This is a genomic window from Escherichia sp. AM3 (assembly GCF_032029835.1).
Lineage (GTDB): Bacteria > Pseudomonadota > Gammaproteobacteria > Enterobacterales > Enterobacteriaceae > Escherichia > Escherichia coli.
The window spans coordinates 125,281-142,932 of record NZ_JAVUPQ010000002.1; the positions used below are offsets into that span (position 1 = coordinate 125,281).

The 17,652-nt window shown below is 53.9% G+C and carries 19 protein-coding genes; 3 read left to right on the forward strand and 16 right to left on the reverse strand.

Annotation, left to right across the window (positions count from 1 at the left end; translation table 11 throughout):
• Positions 1-41: 41 nt before the first annotated feature.
• From truA to pdxB, 3 genes are all read right to left on the reverse strand, one after another.
• The gene (truA, locus tag RTW80_RS01730; RefSeq protein WP_001283590.1) at positions 42-854 is read right to left on the reverse strand and encodes a tRNA pseudouridine(38-40) synthase TruA; all 813 of its coding nucleotides are present in this window, start codon (positions 852-854) and stop codon (positions 42-44) included.
• Positions 854-1,867, reverse strand: a complete 1,014-nt coding sequence (locus RTW80_RS01735) for an aspartate-semialdehyde dehydrogenase (RefSeq protein WP_001289165.1) — start codon at positions 1,865-1,867, stop codon at positions 854-856. The genes truA and RTW80_RS01735 overlap by 1 nt, the downstream gene beginning before the upstream one ends.
• A gap of 65 nt (positions 1,868-1,932) precedes the next feature.
• A complete protein-coding gene (pdxB, locus tag RTW80_RS01740; protein ID WP_000699122.1) occupies positions 1,933-3,069 on the reverse strand; it encodes a 4-phosphoerythronate dehydrogenase PdxB in 1,137 nt (378 codons plus the stop codon).
• Between the two features lie 98 nt (positions 3,070-3,167).
• On the opposite strand from pdxB, the gene flk reads away from it, so the two are divergent.
• Entirely contained in the window at positions 3,168-4,163 is a 996-nt protein-coding gene (gene flk / locus RTW80_RS01745; protein ID WP_000615813.1) for a flagella biosynthesis regulator Flk, read from the forward strand.
• On the opposite strand, the gene RTW80_RS01750 is transcribed toward flk, so the two are convergent.
• On the reverse strand, positions 4,160-5,338 hold the full coding sequence (locus RTW80_RS01750; protein ID WP_000127762.1) for an MFS transporter: 1,179 nt from the start codon (positions 5,336-5,338) through the stop codon (positions 4,160-4,162). The genes flk and RTW80_RS01750 overlap by 4 nt on opposite strands.
• A 310-nt stretch (positions 5,339-5,648) precedes the next feature.
• Positions 5,649-6,869 carry a beta-ketoacyl-ACP synthase I gene (fabB, locus tag RTW80_RS01755; RefSeq protein WP_000817178.1) on the reverse strand — a complete coding sequence of 407 codons (1,221 nt, stop codon included), beginning with the start codon at positions 6,867-6,869 and terminating at the stop codon, positions 5,649-5,651.
• A 158-nt stretch (positions 6,870-7,027) separates the two neighbouring features.
• On the opposite strand from fabB, the gene mnmC reads away from it, so the two are divergent.
• Positions 7,028-9,034 carry a bifunctional tRNA (5-methylaminomethyl-2-thiouridine)(34)-methyltransferase MnmD/FAD-dependent 5-carboxymethylaminomethyl-2-thiouridine(34) oxidoreductase MnmC gene (gene mnmC, locus RTW80_RS01760; RefSeq protein ID WP_000683799.1) on the forward strand — a complete coding sequence of 669 codons (2,007 nt, stop codon included), beginning with the start codon at positions 7,028-7,030 and terminating at the stop codon, positions 9,032-9,034.
• 120 nt (positions 9,035-9,154) lie between these two features.
• Here the strand turns inward: mnmC and RTW80_RS01765 are convergent, their stop codons facing one another.
• Genes RTW80_RS01765 through prmB form a run of 6 tightly spaced genes read right to left on the reverse strand, consistent with a single transcriptional unit; the run spans position 9,155 to position 13,704 of the window.
• A complete protein-coding gene (locus tag RTW80_RS01765) occupies positions 9,155-9,433 on the reverse strand; it encodes a YfcL family protein (RefSeq protein ID WP_000559764.1) in 279 nt (92 codons plus the stop codon).
• 33 nt (positions 9,434-9,466) lie between these two features.
• On the reverse strand, positions 9,467-10,015 hold the full coding sequence (gene epmC / locus RTW80_RS01770; protein ID WP_001089235.1) for an elongation factor P hydroxylase: 549 nt from the start codon (positions 10,013-10,015) through the stop codon (positions 9,467-9,469).
• Positions 10,015-10,824, reverse strand: a complete 810-nt coding sequence (locus RTW80_RS01775; protein WP_000447359.1) for a sulfite exporter TauE/SafE family protein — start codon at positions 10,822-10,824, stop codon at positions 10,015-10,017. Before RTW80_RS01775 ends, epmC begins: the two co-directional genes overlap by 1 nt.
• Entirely contained in the window at positions 10,824-11,648 is an 825-nt protein-coding gene (mepA, locus tag RTW80_RS01780) for a penicillin-insensitive murein endopeptidase (RefSeq protein WP_001043821.1), read from the reverse strand. Before mepA ends, RTW80_RS01775 begins: the two co-directional genes overlap by 1 nt.
• Positions 11,649-11,651: 3 nt before the next feature.
• Complete coding sequence (gene aroC, locus RTW80_RS01785; protein ID WP_000918470.1) at positions 11,652-12,737, reverse strand: chorismate synthase; 1,086 nt, start codon at positions 12,735-12,737, stop codon at positions 11,652-11,654.
• Between the two features lie 34 nt (positions 12,738-12,771).
• The gene (prmB, locus tag RTW80_RS01790; RefSeq protein WP_001295704.1) at positions 12,772-13,704 is read right to left on the reverse strand and encodes a 50S ribosomal protein L3 N(5)-glutamine methyltransferase; all 933 of its coding nucleotides are present in this window, start codon (positions 13,702-13,704) and stop codon (positions 12,772-12,774) included.
• Between the two features lie 165 nt (positions 13,705-13,869).
• Here prmB and smrB point away from each other — a divergent pair, with 165 nt between their 5' ends.
• Positions 13,870-14,421 carry an endonuclease SmrB gene (smrB, locus tag RTW80_RS01795; RefSeq protein WP_000730816.1) on the forward strand — a complete coding sequence of 184 codons (552 nt, stop codon included), beginning with the start codon at positions 13,870-13,872 and terminating at the stop codon, positions 14,419-14,421.
• Between the two features lie 72 nt (positions 14,422-14,493).
• Here the strand turns inward: smrB and RTW80_RS01800 are convergent, their stop codons facing one another.
• From RTW80_RS01800 to RTW80_RS01820, 5 genes are read right to left on the reverse strand one after another with little or no spacing between them, the layout of a single operon-like run.
• Positions 14,494-15,345: a StfH/YfcO family fimbrial adhesin gene (locus tag RTW80_RS01800; RefSeq protein ID WP_001315753.1), complete on the reverse strand. Its 852-nt coding sequence runs from the start codon at positions 15,343-15,345 to the stop codon at positions 14,494-14,496.
• A 1-nt stretch (position 15,346) separates the two neighbouring features.
• Positions 15,347-15,886, reverse strand: coding sequence for a fimbrial protein (locus RTW80_RS01805; RefSeq protein WP_000844750.1), 540 nt, complete (start codon positions 15,884-15,886; stop codon positions 15,347-15,349).
• Entirely contained in the window at positions 15,883-16,371 is a 489-nt protein-coding gene (locus RTW80_RS01810) for a fimbrial protein (RefSeq protein ID WP_000714139.1), read from the reverse strand. The genes RTW80_RS01805 and RTW80_RS01810 overlap by 4 nt, the downstream gene beginning before the upstream one ends.
• Entirely contained in the window at positions 16,368-16,877 is a 510-nt protein-coding gene (locus tag RTW80_RS01815; RefSeq protein WP_000018471.1) for a fimbrial protein, read from the reverse strand. Before RTW80_RS01815 ends, RTW80_RS01810 begins: the two co-directional genes overlap by 4 nt.
• Before the next feature lie 15 nt (positions 16,878-16,892).
• Positions 16,893-17,645: a fimbria/pilus periplasmic chaperone gene (locus RTW80_RS01820; protein WP_000482748.1), complete on the reverse strand. Its 753-nt coding sequence runs from the start codon at positions 17,643-17,645 to the stop codon at positions 16,893-16,895.
• Between the last annotated feature and the right edge of the window lie 7 nt (positions 17,646-17,652).

Below are 17,652 nucleotides of genomic sequence, written 5' to 3' on the forward strand. Positions count from 1 at the left end.
TACGTTGGCTACAGCCTGAAATGTTCCGAGCATTATTCTCGTTAGTCCGCCAGAAATAGCGGGCCCATTGGCGGTTTTGGAAGATCATACCGGTCAGGGTAATCCACCGCGACCAGATACAGCCCTTCCGCTTTTGCCGTTGCTGCCGCCAGCGTTCTGTCCTTTGCCGCCAGCAACTCTGCTATCCAGCTCTCCGGCTGGTTGTGGGCACCGACTTCCATCAGGCTGCCGACAATATTCCTGACCATATGATGTACAAAGGCATTCGCTTTGATATCTACCACCACATAAGGACCGTGACGCGTGACATTAATATGCATAACGTTGCGCCACGGGGTTCGGGACTGGCACTGCACCGCACGGAACGAGGTGAAATCATTCTCGCCCAGCAAGCATTGCGCAGCCCGATGCATCCGTTCAGCGTCCAGCGGTTCGTAAAAATGGGTTACCCCTTTACTCAGTACCGCCGGGCGCAGCCGATGATTGTAGATGATGTAGCGATAACGGCGAGCCGTGGCGCTAAATCGGGCATGAAAATCATCAGGTACAGCTTTAACCCAACGCACGGCGATGTCACCAGGTAAATTCGCATTTACGCCCAAGGTCCACGCCGCGTCTTTGCGCTGCGCGGTCGTTTCGAAATGCACTACCTGCCCGGTACCGTGTACACCAGCGTCAGTACGCCCGGCGCAGAAGACGGTAATGGGTTCGTTCGCCACCTGGGAGAGCGCCTTTTCCAGCTTCTCCTGCACACTGCGGACTTCATTCTGCCGTTGCCAGCCGTAATACTTACTGCCGTCGTACTCAATGCCCAGCGCAATTTTATAAACTGGCGGTTGTTGCTGGTCGGACATTAGTACAGATACTCCTGCACCAGTTTCTCGGCGATTTTTACTGCCATCAGCGCGCCGCCAAAGCGAACGTTATCGGCCACCGACCAGAACTGGACTTGCTCCGGCATACCGTAGTCATTACGCACGCAGCCAACAGAAAGATGCGGCGTACCCGAAGCATCCCCTACCTGAGTCGGGAATTCGTTCTCTTCAGAGAGCACAATATCTTCGCCCTGAGCAAACGCATCACGCGCTTCTTCTGCCGCCAGCGGACGCAGTGCTTCAAAGTTGACCATCTGGGCATGACCGTAGAATACCGGTGCCTGGACGACGCTTGCCGAAATCATCAGCCCTTCGTCCTGCAGGATTTTGCGTACTTCGTCAACGATACGACGTTCTTCACGCACGCTACCTTCGCTATCCGGCAACAACGGCAGCATATTGAACGCCAGTTGACGACCGAAGAAATCTTCTTCGTCAATCGGAATGCCGTTGAGCAATTTCGCACTCTGCCCCGCTAACGCATCGACCGCTTTTTTGCCCTGGGCGGAGGCTGAAATCAGGCTGGTAACACTGATACGCGACAAACCGCCCTGATCGATTAACGGTTTCAGTGCCGCCAGCAGCTGGCTGGTCAGACTGTCTGGTACGGCGATGACATTCCGGTTGCGGTAATCGGTCAGTACAAACGGGTTTACTTCCGGCACCACCAGCGGTACGTCGGGTTCGAGAGCAAACAGTCCGCTGCTGTCGATCACCAGGCAACCTGAGTTGGTCGCTTCTTCAACCCAGGCAGCGGTAGCTTCTTTGCCTGCGACAAAAAATGCCAGCTGCGCCTGCGTCCAGTCGAATTCAGCGGCATCCTGCACGGTGATTGTCTTACCACCAAAGCGCAGTTGTTCGCCTGCGCTTTCGTTACGTGCCAGTGCATAAATTTCCCCAACCGGGAACTGACGTTCAGCCAGCGTTTCAAGCAGGGCTTCGCCCACAGCGCCAGTTGCGCCCAGGACGGCAATGTTCCAGCCTTCAGACATGGTGGTTTACTCCAGAAATAGCAAAGCTCCCTGCCAATGTTACAGCAGAGAGCATGAAGAAGAGATTAACGTGCCGGATGATGAACGGCGTTAAAACCCAGTTTACACAGCAATGATGCCGCACTGGCGTCATCACAAATTACATACAGAGATGACCATTCACGGCGCTCAAGATAGTTTTTGCGCAGTTTATCGAACTCACCCGGTATCCCGGCGACTTTACGCAGCTGTGCGTCATCGCGGCGCACATCATACACCAAATGCACCAGCCTTTTCAGCGTCGGTTGATCGAGCGGGCCATGCAGCGTAATGCGACCAAACTCTGGCGCGGGCAGTAATGTATCCAGCGCAACGTGCTGTTCATGCCCAATAAACTTGCTATAGGCTTCAAACACTTGCGTAGTACCGCGTGCTTTACCTTCCAGGGTATAACCTGCGATATGCGGCGTGCCGATATCCACTTTTGTCAGCAACTCCACGTTAAGTTCCGGTTCGCCTTCCCAGACATCCAGCACTACGCTTAACTTCTGGCCTTCATTCAGGCAGGTCAGCAACGCAGTATTATCGACGACTGCGCCACGGCAGGCGTTAATCAGAATCGCTCCCGGCTTCAGGCTACGGATCAGTTTTTCATCCGCCAGATGCAGCGTTTTGTACGGCCCATCTTTGAAGAGTGGCGTATGGAAAGTCAGAATATCCGCATGCTGAACTAATTCATCCAGCGAGCGGAAATCACCCTCATCCCCACGGTCAGCGCGAGGCGGATCGCAAAGCAAGGTTTTAATCCCTAACGCTTCCAGTCGCGCTTGCAATCGACGTCCAACGTTACCAACGCCCACGATCCCCACCGTACGGTCGTGCAGTGAAAATCCATCGCGTTCGGCAAGCATCAGCAGGGAGGAGAAAACATATTCCACCACCGCAATCGCATTACAGCCAGGTGCCGCGGAAAAACCAATTCCCGCCTGCTTTAACCATGCTTCATCGACATGGTCGGTCCCTGCTGTGGCAGTACCAACAAATTTAATGGGTTTTCCTGCCAGCAAAGATTCATTCACTTTCGTGACCGAACGCACCATCAGCGCATCCGCGTCTGCCAGTTGAGCGACGGGGATTGGACGCCCGGGAACCGCGGTCACCTCACCCAAACGGCTAAATAAGTCGCGGGCATAAGGCATATTTTCATCAACAAGGATTTTCACGTTTGTGTTACCTGTATGAGACGAGAGTTAACCGGACAAGTGTGCCATAATCTCGCGGCCAGGCATACTTGCGAAGATTTCAGGTATAAGGATACGTAATGATACAACCTATTTCCGGCCCTCCTCCTGGGCAACCACCAGGTCAGGGAGATAACCTGCCGTCTGGCGCGGGCAATCAGCCTTTATCCAGTCAGCAACGTACTTCGCTGGAAAGCTTAATGACGAAAGTGACCTCACTGACGCAACAGCAAAGAGCAGAACTGTGGGCGGGTATCAGGCACGATATTGGTCTGTCGGGAGATTCACCGCTGCTTTCGCGTCACTTCCCTGCCGCTGAACATAATCTGGCGCAACGTCTGCTGGCCGCGCAAAAAAGCCATTCTGCCCGCCAGCTTTTAGCGCAATTAGGCGAGTATTTACGTCTGGGGAATAATCGTCAGGCGGTCACGGATTATATCCGTCATAACTTTGGTCAGACGCCGCTGAATCAGCTCTCACCGGAGCAATTAAAAACCATTCTCACCCTGTTGCAGGAAGGGAAGATGGTTATTCCGCAACCGCAGCAGCGCGAGGCGACCGACCGTCCTTTATTACCGGCGGAGCACAATGCGCTCAAACAGCTGGTGACCAAACTTGCGGCGGCAACGGGGGAACCCAGCAAACAGATCTGGCAATCGATGCTGGAACTTTCCGGGGTGAAAGATGGCGAGTTAATTCCAGCGAAACTGTTTAACCATCTGGTGACCTGGTTGCAGGCGCGCCAGACGTTAAGCCAGCAAAATACGCCGACGCTGGAATCACTACAGATGGCGCTAAAACAACCTTTAGATGCCAGTGAACTGGCGGCGTTATCGGCATATATCCAGCAAAAATATGGCCTTTCTGCGCAATCATCGCTTTCTTCTGCCCAGGCCGAGGATATTCTTAATCAGCTTTATCAACGGCGGGTTAAAGGGATTGATCCGCGTGATATGCAACCGCTGCTTAATCCTTTTCCACCGATGATGGACACGTTGCAAAATATGGCAACGCGTCCCGCGCTGTGGATACTGTTAGTCGCGATTATCCTGATGCTGGTCTGGCTGGTTCGTTAGCCCCGACGAAATGACAGTATCGTGACAATAATTCCCAGCACCGCAGAGATCGCCCCGGCAAGAAATACCGAAGAGTAACCAAACGTGGTCGCCAGCATTCCCGCCAGCGGCCCGGAGACGCCGAGGGCGATATCCTGAAACGCGGCGTAACCGCCCAGTGCGGTGCCGCGAACTTGTGAGGGGACGCGTTTAACCACCTCCACGCCCAGCGCAGGAAAGATAAGCGAACATCCGGCTCCGGTTAACGCCGCGCCCGCTAATGCGACCCACGCACCTGGGGCTTGCCAGAGCAACAACAAGCCCACCGTTTCTACAAGCAGAGAGACAATCGCCACTTTCACGCCGCCAAAACGGTCCGGCATCCAGCCAAACATGACGCGCATCACGACAAATGCGCCGCCAAACGCGGTAAGAGTAAAGCCCGCCATCGCCCATCCTTTGCTGGCAAAGTAGAGCGAAACGAAAGTCCCGATAACCGCAAAACCAACGCCTTGTAGTGCCAGCCCTAACCCTGGTTTCCAGATAAACCCGACAACGCTCCACAGCGATGGACGTTCTCCCGCCAGGGCCGGTACTTTGCGCACTGTGCCGTTACAGGCCCACGCCAGTAAGGGTAATACCATTGTGGTGATCGCCAGTGCGGCAAAACCGTAATGGCTATGAATCAACAGGCCAAGCGGAGCACCAACAGCGAGGGCACCGTAAATCGCCATTCCATTCCATGACATCACTTTGCCAGAGTGTTTTGCCCCTACGATGCCTAACCCCCAGGTCAGAGCGCCTGTCAGTAACTGGCTTTCACCAAACCCAAGAATCAAACGCCCGATGACCAACAGGGCAAATTTGAACGGTGCGGAGACAGGCAAAATCGCCGCCAGCAGCAACGCGCCGCCAGCCAGACCACAAGCTAACATCCCCTGAAGCGCCGAACGTTTTGCGCCATATTGATCGGCCAGTCGCCCGGCATAGCCACGCGTCAGCACCGTAGCCAGAAACTGAATCCCGACGACAATCCCGACCATGGTATTGCCATAGCCCAGATCATGATGAACAAACAGCGGGATAACCGGCAACGGCAGCCCTACGGTCATGTAGGTGAGAAAAACCGCAAAAGCGATGCGGAAGAGCGAAAAATTGGCAGAAGATCGTGTTTCGGTTTGGCTTACAGCAGTCATGCATTACTCCAGAATGCAGCGCAAGGCGAGGAGTATCCCCGTCTCATCTCTCTGGTTTCAGGGTTACAGTGCGTTGGCAGGATTTAACGCGTACGTCTTTTCAGAAGGAAATCGACAAAGCGGGAAGTTTGCCTGGAACAGGCGGCGATTGTCAATGATGTGAAAAAGGGAACCATCAGGTTCCCTTTTGCGTTAGTGCCGGAGGCCGCATTAGCGCGTAACGTAGGATGCGACGCTGGCGCGTCTTATCCGACCTACTCCGACTACTCCGACTACTCCGACTACTCCGACTACTCCGGCCTACTGCGAATTAATCTTTCAGCTTGCGCATTACCAGCGTGGCGTTGGTGCCGCCGAAGCCGAAGCTGTTAGACATAACGGTGGTCAGTTCGCGATCGGTCGTTTCGGTCACGATGTTCAGACCTGCAGCCTGCTCGTCCAGCTCTTCAATGTTGATGCTCGGGGCGATAAAGCCGTGTTCCAGCATCAGCAGAGAGTAGATAGCTTCCTGTACGCCAGCAGCGCCCAGAGAGTGACCGGTCATGGCTTTGGTTGCAGAAATCGCCGGGCTCTTATCGCCGAACACTTCACGGATAGCTGCCAGTTCTTTCACGTCGCCAACCGGAGTCGAAGTACCATGAGAGTTCAGGTAATCGATTGGGGTATCAACGCCGTGCATCGCCATCTTCATGCAGCGTACTGCGCCTTCGCCAGACGGAGCAACCATGTCTGCACCATCAGAGGTTGCGCCGTAGCCAACGATTTCAGCATAGATGTGAGCACCACGCGCCAGCGCGTGTTCCAGCTCTTCAACCACTACCATACCGCCGCCGCCAGCGATAACGAAACCGTCACGGTGAGCGTCGTAAGTACGGGAGGCTTTTTCCGGGGTGTCGTTGTATTTAGTAGACAGCGCACCCATCGCGTCGAATTCGCAGGCCATTTCCCAGCACAGCTCTTCGCCGCCGCCAGCAAACACGATGTCCTGTTTGCCCAGTTGGATCTGCTCTACTGCGTTACCGATACAGTGTGCGGAAGTCGCACACGCGGAGCTGATGGAGTAGTTAACGCCATGAATTTTAAACGGCGTGGCGAGGCAGGCAGAAACGCCGGATGCCATCGCTTTGGTGACCACATACGGGCCAACCGCTTTCAGGCCGCGCGGGCCGCGCATTGCGTCAGCGCCGAACACCTGGAAACGCGGGGAACCGCCGCCAGAACCTGCAATCAGGCCAACGCGCGGGTTATTCTGGTAAGCTTCCGGAGAAAGGCCCGCATCTGCGATTGCCTGCTCCATAGAAAGGAATGCATAAATGGATGCGTCGCTCATAAAGCGCACAACTTTGCGGTCAATGAGGCCAGTGGTATCCAGTTTTACGTTGCCCCAGACGTGGCTACGCATGCCGGAATCCTTCAGCTCCTGAGAGAAAGTGATCCCTGAACGTCCTTCACGCAGAGATGCCAGGACTTCCTGCTGGTTATTACCGATGCTGGAAACAATGCCCAGGCCAGTAATCACTGCACGTTTCATTCAATACCTCTGTAAGTCGCACATAGAGTAAGTTTCGAATGCACAATAGCGTACACTTGTACGCCGAACAAGTCCGATCAGCCATTTAATAGAGAAATTTGCGCAGCCTTACACACATCGCTAAGATCGAGCCACCGCCTGTAAGACGAGTAACTTACGTGAAACACTACTCCATACAACCTGCCAACCTCGAATTTAATGCTGAGGGTACACCTGTTTCCCGAGATTTTGACGATGTCTATTTTTCCAACGATAACGGGCTGGAAGAGACGCGTTATGTTTTTCTGGGAGGCAACCAATTAGAGGTACGCTTTCCTGAGCATCCACATCCTCTGTTTGTGGTAGCAGAGAGCGGCTTCGGCACCGGATTAAACTTCCTGACGCTATGGCAGGCATTTGATCAGTTTCGCGAAGCGCATCCGCAAGCGCAATTACAACGCTTACATTTCATTAGTTTTGAGAAATTTCCCCTCACCCGTGCGGATTTAGCCTTAGCGCATCAACACTGGCCGGAACTGGCTCCGTGGGCAGAACAACTTCAGGCGCAGTGGCCAATGCCCTTGCCCGGTTGCCATCGTTTATTGCTCGATGAAGGCCGCGTGACGCTGGATTTATGGTTTGGCGATATTAACGAACTGACCAGCCAACTGGACGATTCGCTAAATCAAAAAGTAGATGCCTGGTTTCTGGACGGCTTTGCGCCAGCGAAAAACCCGGATATGTGGACGCAAAATCTGTTTAACGCCATGGCAAGGTTGGCGCGTCCGGGCGGCACGCTGGCGACATTTACGTCTGCCGGTTTTGTCCGCCGCGGTTTGCAGGACGCCGGATTCACGATGCAAAAACGTAAGGGCTTTGGGCGCAAACGGGAAATGCTTTGCGGGGTGATGGAACAGACATTACCGCTCCCCTGCTCCGCGCCGTGGTTTAACCGCACGGGCAGCAGCAAACGGGAAGCGGCGATTATCGGCGGTGGTATTGCCAGCGCGTTGTTGTCGCTGGCGCTATTACGGCGCGGCTGGCAGGTAACGCTTTATTGCGCGGATGAGGCCCCCGCACTGGGTGCTTCCGGCAATCGCCAGGGGGCGCTGTATCCGTTATTAAGCAAACACGATGAGGCGCTAAACCGCTTTTTCTCTAATGCGTTTACTTTTGCTCGTCGGTTTTACGACCAATTACCCGTTAAATTTGATCATGACTGGTGCGGCGTCACGCAGTTAGGCTGGGATGAGAAAAGCCAGCATAAAATCGCACAGATGTTGTCAATGGATTTACCCGCAGAACTGGCTGTAGCCGTTGAGGCAAATGCGGTTGAACAAATTACGGGCGTTGCGACAAATTGCAGCGGCATTACTTATCCGCAAGGTGGTTGGCTGTGCCCAGCAGAACTGACCCGTAATGTGCTGGAACTGGCGCAACAGCAGGGTTTGCAGATTTATTATCAATATCAGTTACAGAATTTATCCCGTAAGGATGACTGTTGGTTGTTGAATTTTGCAGGAGATCAGCAAGCAACACACAGCGTAGTGGTACTGGCGAACGGGCATCAAATCAGCCGATTCAGCCAAACGTCGACTCTCCCGGTGTATTCGGTTGCCGGGCAGGTCAGCCATATTCCGACAACGCCGGAACTGGCAGAGCTGAAGCAGGTGCTGTGCTATGACGGTTATCTCACGCCACAAAATCCGGCGAATCAACATCATTGTATTGGTGCCAGTTATCATCGCGGCAGCGAAGATACGGCGTACAGTGAGGACGATCAGCAGCAGAATCGCCAGCGGTTGATTGATTGTTTCCCGCAGGCACAGTGGGCAAAAGAGGTTGATGTCAGTGATAAAGAGGCGCGCTGCGGTGTGCGTTGTGCCACCCGCGATCATCTGCCAATGGTAGGCAATGTTCCCGATTATGAGGCAACACTCGTGGAATATGCGTCGTTGGCGGAGCAGAAAGATGAGGCGGTAAGCGCGCCGGTTTTTGACGATCTCTTTATGTTTGCGGCTTTAGGTTCTCGCGGTTTGTGTTCTGCCCCGCTGTGTGCCGAGATTCTGGCGGCGCAGATGAGCGACGAACCGATTCCGATGGATGCCAGTACGCTGGCGGCGTTAAACCCGAATCGGTTATGGGTGCGGAAATTGTTGAAGGGTAAAGCGGTTAAGGCGGGGTAATCTGCTCTCGCAGTGTTTGCCGGATGCGGCGTGAACGCCTTATCCGACCTACGTGTGACGTGTAGGCCTGATAAGACGCGATAAGCGTCGCATCAGGCATGGTGCTCCAGACGCCGCAACTTACTGCTGTGACGCCTGCTGAAACAGGTTTTCCCACATATCGGTCACCAGCGCCTGGTCACGCGGCGACAATTCACCGGCACCAATGGCTTTTTCCAGACTCTGGCTAACGGTCGTATGCACCGCCTGAGCGGAGTGGTCATCACCACTTTCCAGTTCTGCGATGGCTAATGTCAGGTGGCCACGCAAATACCCACTGGCAAACAACTCATCATCACTGGCATGGTCAACCATACCGTCGATTAATGCCAGAATGCGTGATTCAAACTCCGCGATCATCTTCTTTCCTCATTGTAAAACGTGGCGCTGGCTTTAGTTGAGCGCTTCCGGCCACGGGAACTGTTCCGCCGTAAGTTCCGGCGTGTGATAATAATTTTGTAGTGCTTTAATGAAGCGTGCCGGGCGTTCAGGAATGCCGTTTGCTAGGTAATCCATCACCTGCGCATGTACCCGCCGTTGAAACACCACACGATCCGGTTCGAAGTCGCCTTCCAGATTGTCGCAACTGACGTTAAACGGATATCCCGCCGCCACACAGAACAACCAGTCGAGTGCCTGCGGCTTCACTTCAACATCTTCAAACTGGCTTTGCGTTTGGGCATCACGCCCATCCGGGCAATACCAGTAGCCGAAATCAACCAGCTCACGGCGCGCTTTCCCGGCAATACACCAGTGCGAAATCTCATGAATTGCGCTGGCATAAAAGCCATGAGCAAAGACGATTCGGTTATACGGTACTTCCGCATCAGCAGGAAGATAGATCGGTTCGTCGTCGCCTTTAATCAGACGGGTATTAAATTCATCGGCAAAGCAGCTATTAAAAATTTCAATCAACTGCTCATAGTGGTGTGTACTGTTCATTAGTTCATCCCCAACCAGTGGAGGATCTCCTGTCCGTGGCTATCAAAAAGTAATTTGGCACTCATCACCGCTGAGACAATAACAATCATCGGGCGGATCAGCTTTTGTCCTTTGCTCAACACCAGTCGTGAACCCATGCGCGCGCCGAGGAACTGCCCCACCAGCATGACAAAGCCCGTCGCCCAAATCACTTTGCCACCGAGAATAAACAGCAGTAAACCGCCGATGTTTGACGTTGCGTTGAGTAATTTGGCGTGCGCCGTGGCTTTGGCGAGGTTGAATCCGCACAGCGTAACAAAGGCCAGTGCGTAAAACGATCCGGCTGCCGGACCAAAGAATCCGTCATAAAAACCGACGCAGCCACCGGCAATTAACGCGAAGGGTAAACCGTACATCCGACGCTGGCGATCTTCTTCACCCAGCTTTGGCATCAGCAAGAAATAGAGGCCGATACAAATTACCAGAATGGGCAAAATCTGCCGTAAGACATCAGCCTGAACGTATTGCACCAGCAGTGCGCCGCTCATTGAGCCGACAAAGGTCATGGCGATATTGAGTTTCTGATCGCTTAAACTAACCACTTTGCGGCGAATAAAGTAGATAGTGGCGGAAATAGAGCCGCCGCAGGCTTGCAGTTTATTGGTTGCCAGCGCGTTAGCGGGAGACATTCCCGCAGCCATCAATGCCGGAATGGTGAGTAACCCACCGCCACCGGCAATCGAGTCGATAAATCCCGCCAGCATGGCGACAAAAAAGAGAACTCCCAGCAACAGCGGGGAAACCATAAACAGGCTATTAAACGTTTCCATTAGATCACGTGCTCATCCAGTAGCGCCTGGCAGGAAGGCGGCAACGGAGGCGGTGTCTTCTTCTCAGGCTTTGTTGTTCCCGGTTTTGGAGGTTCAAACCAGCTTTGCAGTTCTGCCCCGCAACCATCGCCTGGTGGCGGTAAAGGTTGATCTTCACACTCCAGACTATCGGCAGGACAACGTAATCGTACATGCATATGCGCGCGATGCTGGAACCAGGGTCGCACTTTGCGCAACCAGTCGCGATCGGTGCCCGCATCAAGGCAAAGTTGTTGTTTAATCGCCGGATTAACAAAAATGCGCGTGACGTCTTTGTCCTGGGCGGCGAGTTTGATCAAGCTGAAAATTTCTGGCTTCCACAGCGTGGAGACAACGTGTTTACCGTCGCGGGAAACTAAGTCCAGTGCTTGCGGGCGCAAGAGCTGCGCGGAGGTCCAGCGAGTTTTCGGCAGTTGCAGAAAGATATCGACATCCAGTCCGGTCTGGTGGCTGGCATGACCGCCGTTGAAACGCCCACCAGCAGGCATCCCCATATCGCCAATCAGCACCGTACCCATGCCCAGATTGCTCACCTGGCTACTCAGACGCTGGATAAACATCACCAGGTCCGGGTGACCGAAATAGCGACGCTGATCGGTACGCATGACCTGATAATGTTCGGACTGTATCGGCAGCGTGTCAGCGCCGACGATACAGCCATTAGAAAAACTGCCTATCGATTGTGCGCTACCCGGCACAGGTTGGGTTATTTTTTGCCACGGCGTCGCTGCCAGGCTAGCGCTACTGGCAAGCAGAGCCAGCAGCGCAATCGCGGTTTTGTTCATTTTTTACCAGCGTGGAATATCAGTCTTCACATCGGCATTTTGCGCCCGCTGCCGTAGCAGGTGATCCATTAAAACGATCGCCAGCATCGCTTCAGCGATCGGCACCGCGCGGATCCCGACACAGGGATCGTGACGGCCTTTGGTGATCATCTCAACTTCTTCGCCAAAGCGGTTAATAGTGCGCCCCGGCACGGTAATGCTGGAGGTCGGTTTCAGCGCCATATGGGCAATGATTTGCTGCCCGCTGCTGATACCGCCGAGAATGCCGCCCGCATGGTTGCTCTGGAAACCGTCTTTGGTGATTTCGTCGCGGTTCTGGCTGCCGCGCAGCGCCACTACGTCAAAACCGTCGCCAATTTCCACGCCTTTCACCGCGTTGATGCTCATCAGCGCATGGGCGATGTCGGCATCCAGGCGGTCAAAGACCGGCTCGCCAAGTCCGGCGGGGACACCACTGGCAACAACGGTGACTTTCGCGCCGATGGAGTCGCCCTCTTTTTTCAGCGCGCGCATCAGTTCATCTAACGCGTCGATTTTGTCCGGGTCCGGGCAGAAGAACGGATTTTGTTCAACCAGCGACCAGTCTTTGATTTCCAGCGGAATGTCTCCCATCTGGGTCAGGCAGCCGCGGATTTCAATACCAAATTTCTCGGCGAGATATTTTTTGGCAATCGCCCCTGCCGCCACGCGCATGGCGGTTTCGCGGGCGGAAGAACGTCCACCGCCGCGATAATCGCGCAGACCGTATTTTTGTTCGTAGGTGTAATCGGCATGGCCTGGACGGAAAACGTCCTTAATCGCACTATAATCCTGAGAACGCTGGTCGGTATTTTCGATCAACAAGCCAATGCTGGTGCCGGTAGTAACGCCTTCAAAAACACCGGAGAGAATTTTGACCTGATCCGGCTCGCGGCGCTGGGTGGTATAGCGCGATGTCCCAGGGCGACGACGGTCGAGGTCATGTTGCAGGTCCGCTTCCGTCAGCGGAATGCCTGGCGGAACACCATCGACGATGCAGCCGAGCGCCAGCCCGTGCGATTCGCCGAAGGTGGTTACGCGAAAGAGTTGTCCAATTGTGTTTCCAGCCATCACGGCTCCGTTATTGTTGTGTTTGCGTGTTTACTTAATCTTTATAAATCGCGAAATATTCACGGGCCGCCAGCAGCTGCTCTTTGGTGAGCATAAACACACCATCGCCGCCGTTATCAAACTCCAGCCAGGTGAACGGAACATCCGGATATTGTTCCATAAGATGTACCATGCTGTTGCCGACTTCACAAATCAGCACACCATCATCAGCAAGGTAATCTGCCGCGTTACCGAGAATGCGACGCGTCAGTTTCAGGCCGTCGGTGCCAGATGCCAGGCCCAGTTCCGGCTCGTGGCGGTATTCATTTGGCAGGTCGGACATATCTTCCGCATCGACATACGGCGGGTTAGTGACAATCAGATCGTACTGCACTTTCGGCAAGTCGCGGAACAGATCGGAACGAATCGGAATGACGTTGTGGATCAGACCGTGTTCTTCGATGTTCTGTTCGGCAACCGCCAGCGCGTCGGGAGAGATATCTACCGCGTCGACTTCCGCTTCCGGGAAGGCATAAGCACAGGCAATGGCGATGCAGCCACTACCGGTACACATATCTAAAATATGCTGCGGTTGCTTGCTGATAAGTCCGGCAAATTTATTGTTGATCAGTTCACCAATCGGCGAGCGCGGCACCAGCACGCGTTCATCGACGTAAAATTCATGGCCACAGAACCAGGCTTTGTTGGTCAGGTAGGCCACCGGAATGCGCTCGTTGACGCGGCGAATCACGCGCTCAACAATACGGTGTTTTTCGCTGGAGGTCAGACGCGCGGTGCGCATGTCTTCCGGGATATCCAACGGCAGGTAGAGCGAAGGCAACACCAGTTGCACGGCTTCATCCCACGGGTTGTCAGTGCCGTGGCCGTACCAGATATTCGCCGCGCTGAAGCGGCTCACCGACCAGCGCAACATGTCCTGAATGGTTTGCAGCTCATTTACTGCTTCATCAACGAAAATTTTATCCACGTATTCCTCCAGGGCATGATCGCAATAATTTCGGCGGCTAGTTTGCCATGAAGATGACGATAAATCAGCATTCACGCGCGGTGAGTGAGGAAAAATACGTTTAAAACGATCGATTGCGCTACGAGTCGGGTAAACTGTAGGAAAATTAGAAATAGAGACAGATAAATGAAAAAGAAAACAACACTTAGCGAGGAGGACCAGGCTCTGTTTCGCCAGTTGATGGCGGGGACTCGCAAGATTAAGCAGGACACGATTGTCCACCGACCGCAGCGTAAAAAAGTCAGCGAAGTGCCGGTGAAGCGGTTGATTCAGGAGCAGGCTGATGCCAGCCATTATTTCTCCGATGAGTTTCAGCCGTTACTGAATACCGAAGGTCCGGTCAAATATGTTCGCCCGGATGTCAGCCATTTTGAGGCGAAGAAACTGCGCCGTGGCGATTATTCGCCGGAGTTGTTTTTGGATTTGCACGGTCTGACGCAGCTGCAGGCCAAGCAGGAACTGGGCGCGTTGATTGCCGCCTGTCGCCGCGAACATGTGTTTTGTGCCTGCGTGATGCATGGGCACGGGAAGCATATTTTGAAGCAACAAACACCGCTGTGGCTGGCACAACATCCGCATGTGATGGCATTTCACCAGGCACCGAAAGAGTACGGCGGTGATGCGGCTTTGTTGGTGTTGATTGAAGTGGAAGAGTGGTTGCCGCCGGAGTTGCCCTGAGGAGTTGAGCGTGTTGTGCCAGGAGCGCGGAATGGCAGGGGCGAATGACCCTGCCAGGTGAGAAAAGGTGCGCTAATACATATTCAGTATGTAAGTGAATCGGCAGGTAGAATCTATGGGCTGTCGAGATGTCGTGTCCACGCGTAGCTTCATATCATGCAGTTGCCTGGACGTGATCGGTTGCGGCTCTGGCGTCACCGTCACTTTGGCATTATCACAGCCGGAAGTCGAGAAGGTCATCTGCTGTGCGACAAAACGGCAGTAGGCTCCACGCTCGTCAAAATTACTGCCATCACACAGTTTGCCGTTTTCCATCAGGAAAGTGGGCAGTGTTTGCTCAATAACACCACCTGTTGACTGCAACCTGACGACTTTGTTATGTACAACATAATTTTCATTCCAGGAAACATCATACGGTGCCAGGGACTCTGTCGGGCAGTCAGAGCTAACTTTTGTTGGTCCTATAAAAATTCCGGCCCCGAAACGCTGATCCATAGTACTGGCGCTTTCAACATAAGACGACACAATCCAGGGACAACCGTGTAAATCTCCATCGTAATAAACGCCAAGTACTAATTCATTACATGACCAGGCCGTTACTGGAGAGAGAGCATCATACTCTTCTAATCCGGGGCAGGTAGAATCCGGTAAGGTTGTATTATTGCGCTCCATCCTGAGTTCAGGGCCGGGAGGACTCCCGGTCCAACTAACTAAAGGCAAACTTGCTGCCGCAGTTGAATTAGATTCATACGTGCCATATTCAACTGATTGAGGGGTCAGGACTGAAAGATGAAAACGATACTTTGCAACAACGCTGGTCGTCCCCGCGGGTACATAGAGTGTGGCGATCTTTGTCGCAGCCTGTATCCCAGAAGCGCACAGAGCCAGCACCAATAAACATATAACATGACGTATTTTATGCATTTTATATATACTCAAACGTAGCTGTCAGGCTGGCGGTGAAATCACCGATGGTTACATCACGACCGCTTTTCGCCTGGATCCAGGCCCGGAAATTAATATCATTGTTGCCGTTGGTAAGCGCAAAAGTCGCCCCGGTGGTGTTGTTAATATCCACCCGCTTGCCGTCGAGCGTTTCCATCCCTATCCCCACGCCCTGCGCGGTGGAGGTGTCATCGACTGCCAGAAAACCCGGCTGACCGCTGTCTTCCGTTCCGGTGAGGGTGACTTTGACGTTGTATCCCGCCGGCCCTTTGCAGTCTTTCAGCTTAAACACAACCGGCAGATGCGCGGACTGCCCGGCGACCATCAAATCCCGGTTGCTGACGGTGGGAAAATGAATTTCCGCCAGATTGGCACCATCCACCACCAGCGTGCAGGATTTACTCAGCAGGTTGCCGTAAAAATGCAGGTTGTTATCGACTGCCCGTGCCCCCGTGCTGGCGGTCAGCAGCAGGCCTGCTAACAGCGCATAACCGGGTGAATAAATGTGTGCTGTTTTCATTGGTAATCCACCCGTAAGGTTGCGTAAGCAGAAAAATTCGTGTCCGTCAGCACCGCATCAGCCGCTTTGACCGGTACCGCCTCCAGCTTTGGCTTCTGGCTAAAATCGGTGGCGTTAATGGAAAGCGGCTCGTTGAGCTTAAAACGCTGACCGTCATGCTGAAGCTCAATTCCGAAGCCCGGTACATCCGTCTCAATAGCAGAGTCGTTGTAGGAGGTGGCAGTCCCCGTCCAGGAGAGTGTCATATTCCACTCGGGATCGCGGACATCCGAGTCGCAGCTCAGTTCGTAGTCCACTTTCTGACGACCATAATTGCCATCAATGCTGTCGATAATAAGATCGCGAAATTGCACTTCGATGGTTTGCCCGCCGCTGATGCTACAGGCGGGCGGCGACATCAGCGTACCGTGGAATGTGATGTCATCTTCCGCCGCCAGCACAGCCCCGCAACCAGCGCACAGTAAAAGGAGCAGGAATTTTTTCATTGGTAATCCACCACCATGGTCATCGTGGCGTTAAACTCCGACGGCGTCAGTTGCACCCCGCTCTGTTTTACCGGCACCGCTTTCAGCTGAGGCTGAGTGTTGACATTAAAAGGCGTCCAGTTATTTTCACCAACTGCAAACAGGGAGTTGTCGGCGGCGTTTTCTATCCGCACCCCCAGGCCGGCGATATCCGTGCTGAGAACCGTTTCTCCGTTGATCACGGCGGTATTGCCTTTGAGCTGCATCCGTAAGTCATCGCTGACTTTATTACCGCAGTTGAGGGTGTATTTCGCATCCTGTTGGTAATTGGTACCATCGATCCTGTTGATTATCACATTGCCAAATTTCACAGCGCTTCCCTTCACGGAGCAAGGCGGCGGTCCATCGACCAGGATTCGCAGCGTCAGATCCACCTGTTTGATATCACTGCCAGCAACAGCCAAACCGCTGATGCCCCATCCGGCCAGCACCAGCAACCCTGCGCCCGCTACAAACTTGTGACTCATAAGTCCCTCCCGGCATCAGCCTTTGCGGCTCTGCTCTTCATCCACCTGGCAGCTGTTGCCGGTGCATATGAAGTACAGCGGCATCCGCGCGCCGTAGTCGTTGATGTAAGTCAGCACCGGCACGCTGTCCATCTTCGCATTCAGCGGTGCGGAGGTTTTCGGCTCCATCATCAGCGGTGTGAATCCCGCCGGCGGGTTGCCGCCTTTTTTAGCGCTGGCGTTGCTGATGATCACGTAGTACGGCGTCGGGTTATTGACGGTGAAGTCCTGGCCGTTACGGATGAGCGTCACCTTATGCTGCCACGGACTTTTCATGCTGGTGTTCTCCAGCGCCTTCGGTCGCCAGAACAGTTTGATACGCGTCTGCAGCGCAATCTGCAGTGTGTTCGGTTTATTTGATTTCGGCGGAATTTCGCGCACGTTGAAATAGAACACGCTCTCGCGGTCGGCCGGCAGTTTGTTGATATCCGGCAGCCCCTGCACCTTCACCTGGCCGTTCATCATCGCATCGATGCGCTGCACTGGCGGAAGCACCGCAAGCGGCGAGCTGATTTTGTTGCCCTTTGCATCCTCTATCCAGCTCTGCGCCAGATAAGGCAGTGTGGGATCGTTGTTGCGCAGCGTGACGCTGATGGACTTGTCGCTTTCGTTAAACACCAGCCGTGTCCTGTCGGGCGTCACCGAAGCGTGGCTGGAGAAACTGACCGCTGTCGCCAGCAGCGCCAGTGCCGGGACAACGATTTTTGCAGTGTTAGTCAGATTAAACATGGATCAT

Excerpts from the sequence above, each read along its gene's own strand:
- truA (WP_001283590.1), bottom strand. The coding sequence starts at position 854 with ATGTCCGACCAGCAACAACCGCCAGTTTATAAAATTGCGCTGGGCATT.
- RTW80_RS01735 (WP_001289165.1), bottom strand. The coding sequence starts at position 1,867 with ATGTCTGAAGGCTGGAACATTGCCGTCCTGGGCGCAACTGGCGCTGTG.
- flk (WP_000615813.1), top strand. The coding sequence starts at position 3,168 with ATGATACAACCTATTTCCGGCCCTCCTCCTGGGCAACCACCAGGTCAG.
- RTW80_RS01750 (WP_000127762.1), bottom strand. The coding sequence starts at position 5,338 with ATGACTGCTGTAAGCCAAACCGAAACACGATCTTCTGCCAATTTTTCG.
- fabB (WP_000817178.1), bottom strand. The coding sequence starts at position 6,869 with ATGAAACGTGCAGTGATTACTGGCCTGGGCATTGTTTCCAGCATCGGT.
- RTW80_RS01765 (WP_000559764.1), bottom strand. The coding sequence starts at position 9,433 with ATGATCGCGGAGTTTGAATCACGCATTCTGGCATTAATCGACGGTATG.
- epmC (WP_001089235.1), bottom strand. The coding sequence starts at position 10,015 with ATGAACAGTACACACCACTATGAGCAGTTGATTGAAATTTTTAATAGC.
- RTW80_RS01775 (WP_000447359.1), bottom strand. The coding sequence starts at position 10,824 with ATGGAAACGTTTAATAGCCTGTTTATGGTTTCCCCGCTGTTGCTGGGA.
- mepA (WP_001043821.1), bottom strand. The coding sequence starts at position 11,648 with ATGAACAAAACCGCGATTGCGCTGCTGGCTCTGCTTGCCAGTAGCGCT.
- aroC (WP_000918470.1), bottom strand. The coding sequence starts at position 12,737 with ATGGCTGGAAACACAATTGGACAACTCTTTCGCGTAACCACCTTCGGC.
- smrB (WP_000730816.1), top strand. The coding sequence starts at position 13,870 with ATGAAAAAGAAAACAACACTTAGCGAGGAGGACCAGGCTCTGTTTCGC.
- RTW80_RS01800 (WP_001315753.1), bottom strand. The coding sequence starts at position 15,345 with ATGCATAAAATACGTCATGTTATATGTTTATTGGTGCTGGCTCTGTGC.
- RTW80_RS01805 (WP_000844750.1), bottom strand. The coding sequence starts at position 15,886 with ATGAAAACAGCACACATTTATTCACCCGGTTATGCGCTGTTAGCAGGC.
- RTW80_RS01810 (WP_000714139.1), bottom strand. The coding sequence starts at position 16,371 with ATGAAAAAATTCCTGCTCCTTTTACTGTGCGCTGGTTGCGGGGCTGTG.
- RTW80_RS01815 (WP_000018471.1), bottom strand. The coding sequence starts at position 16,877 with ATGAGTCACAAGTTTGTAGCGGGCGCAGGGTTGCTGGTGCTGGCCGGA.
- RTW80_RS01820 (WP_000482748.1), bottom strand. The coding sequence starts at position 17,645 with ATGTTTAATCTGACTAACACTGCAAAAATCGTTGTCCCGGCACTGGCG.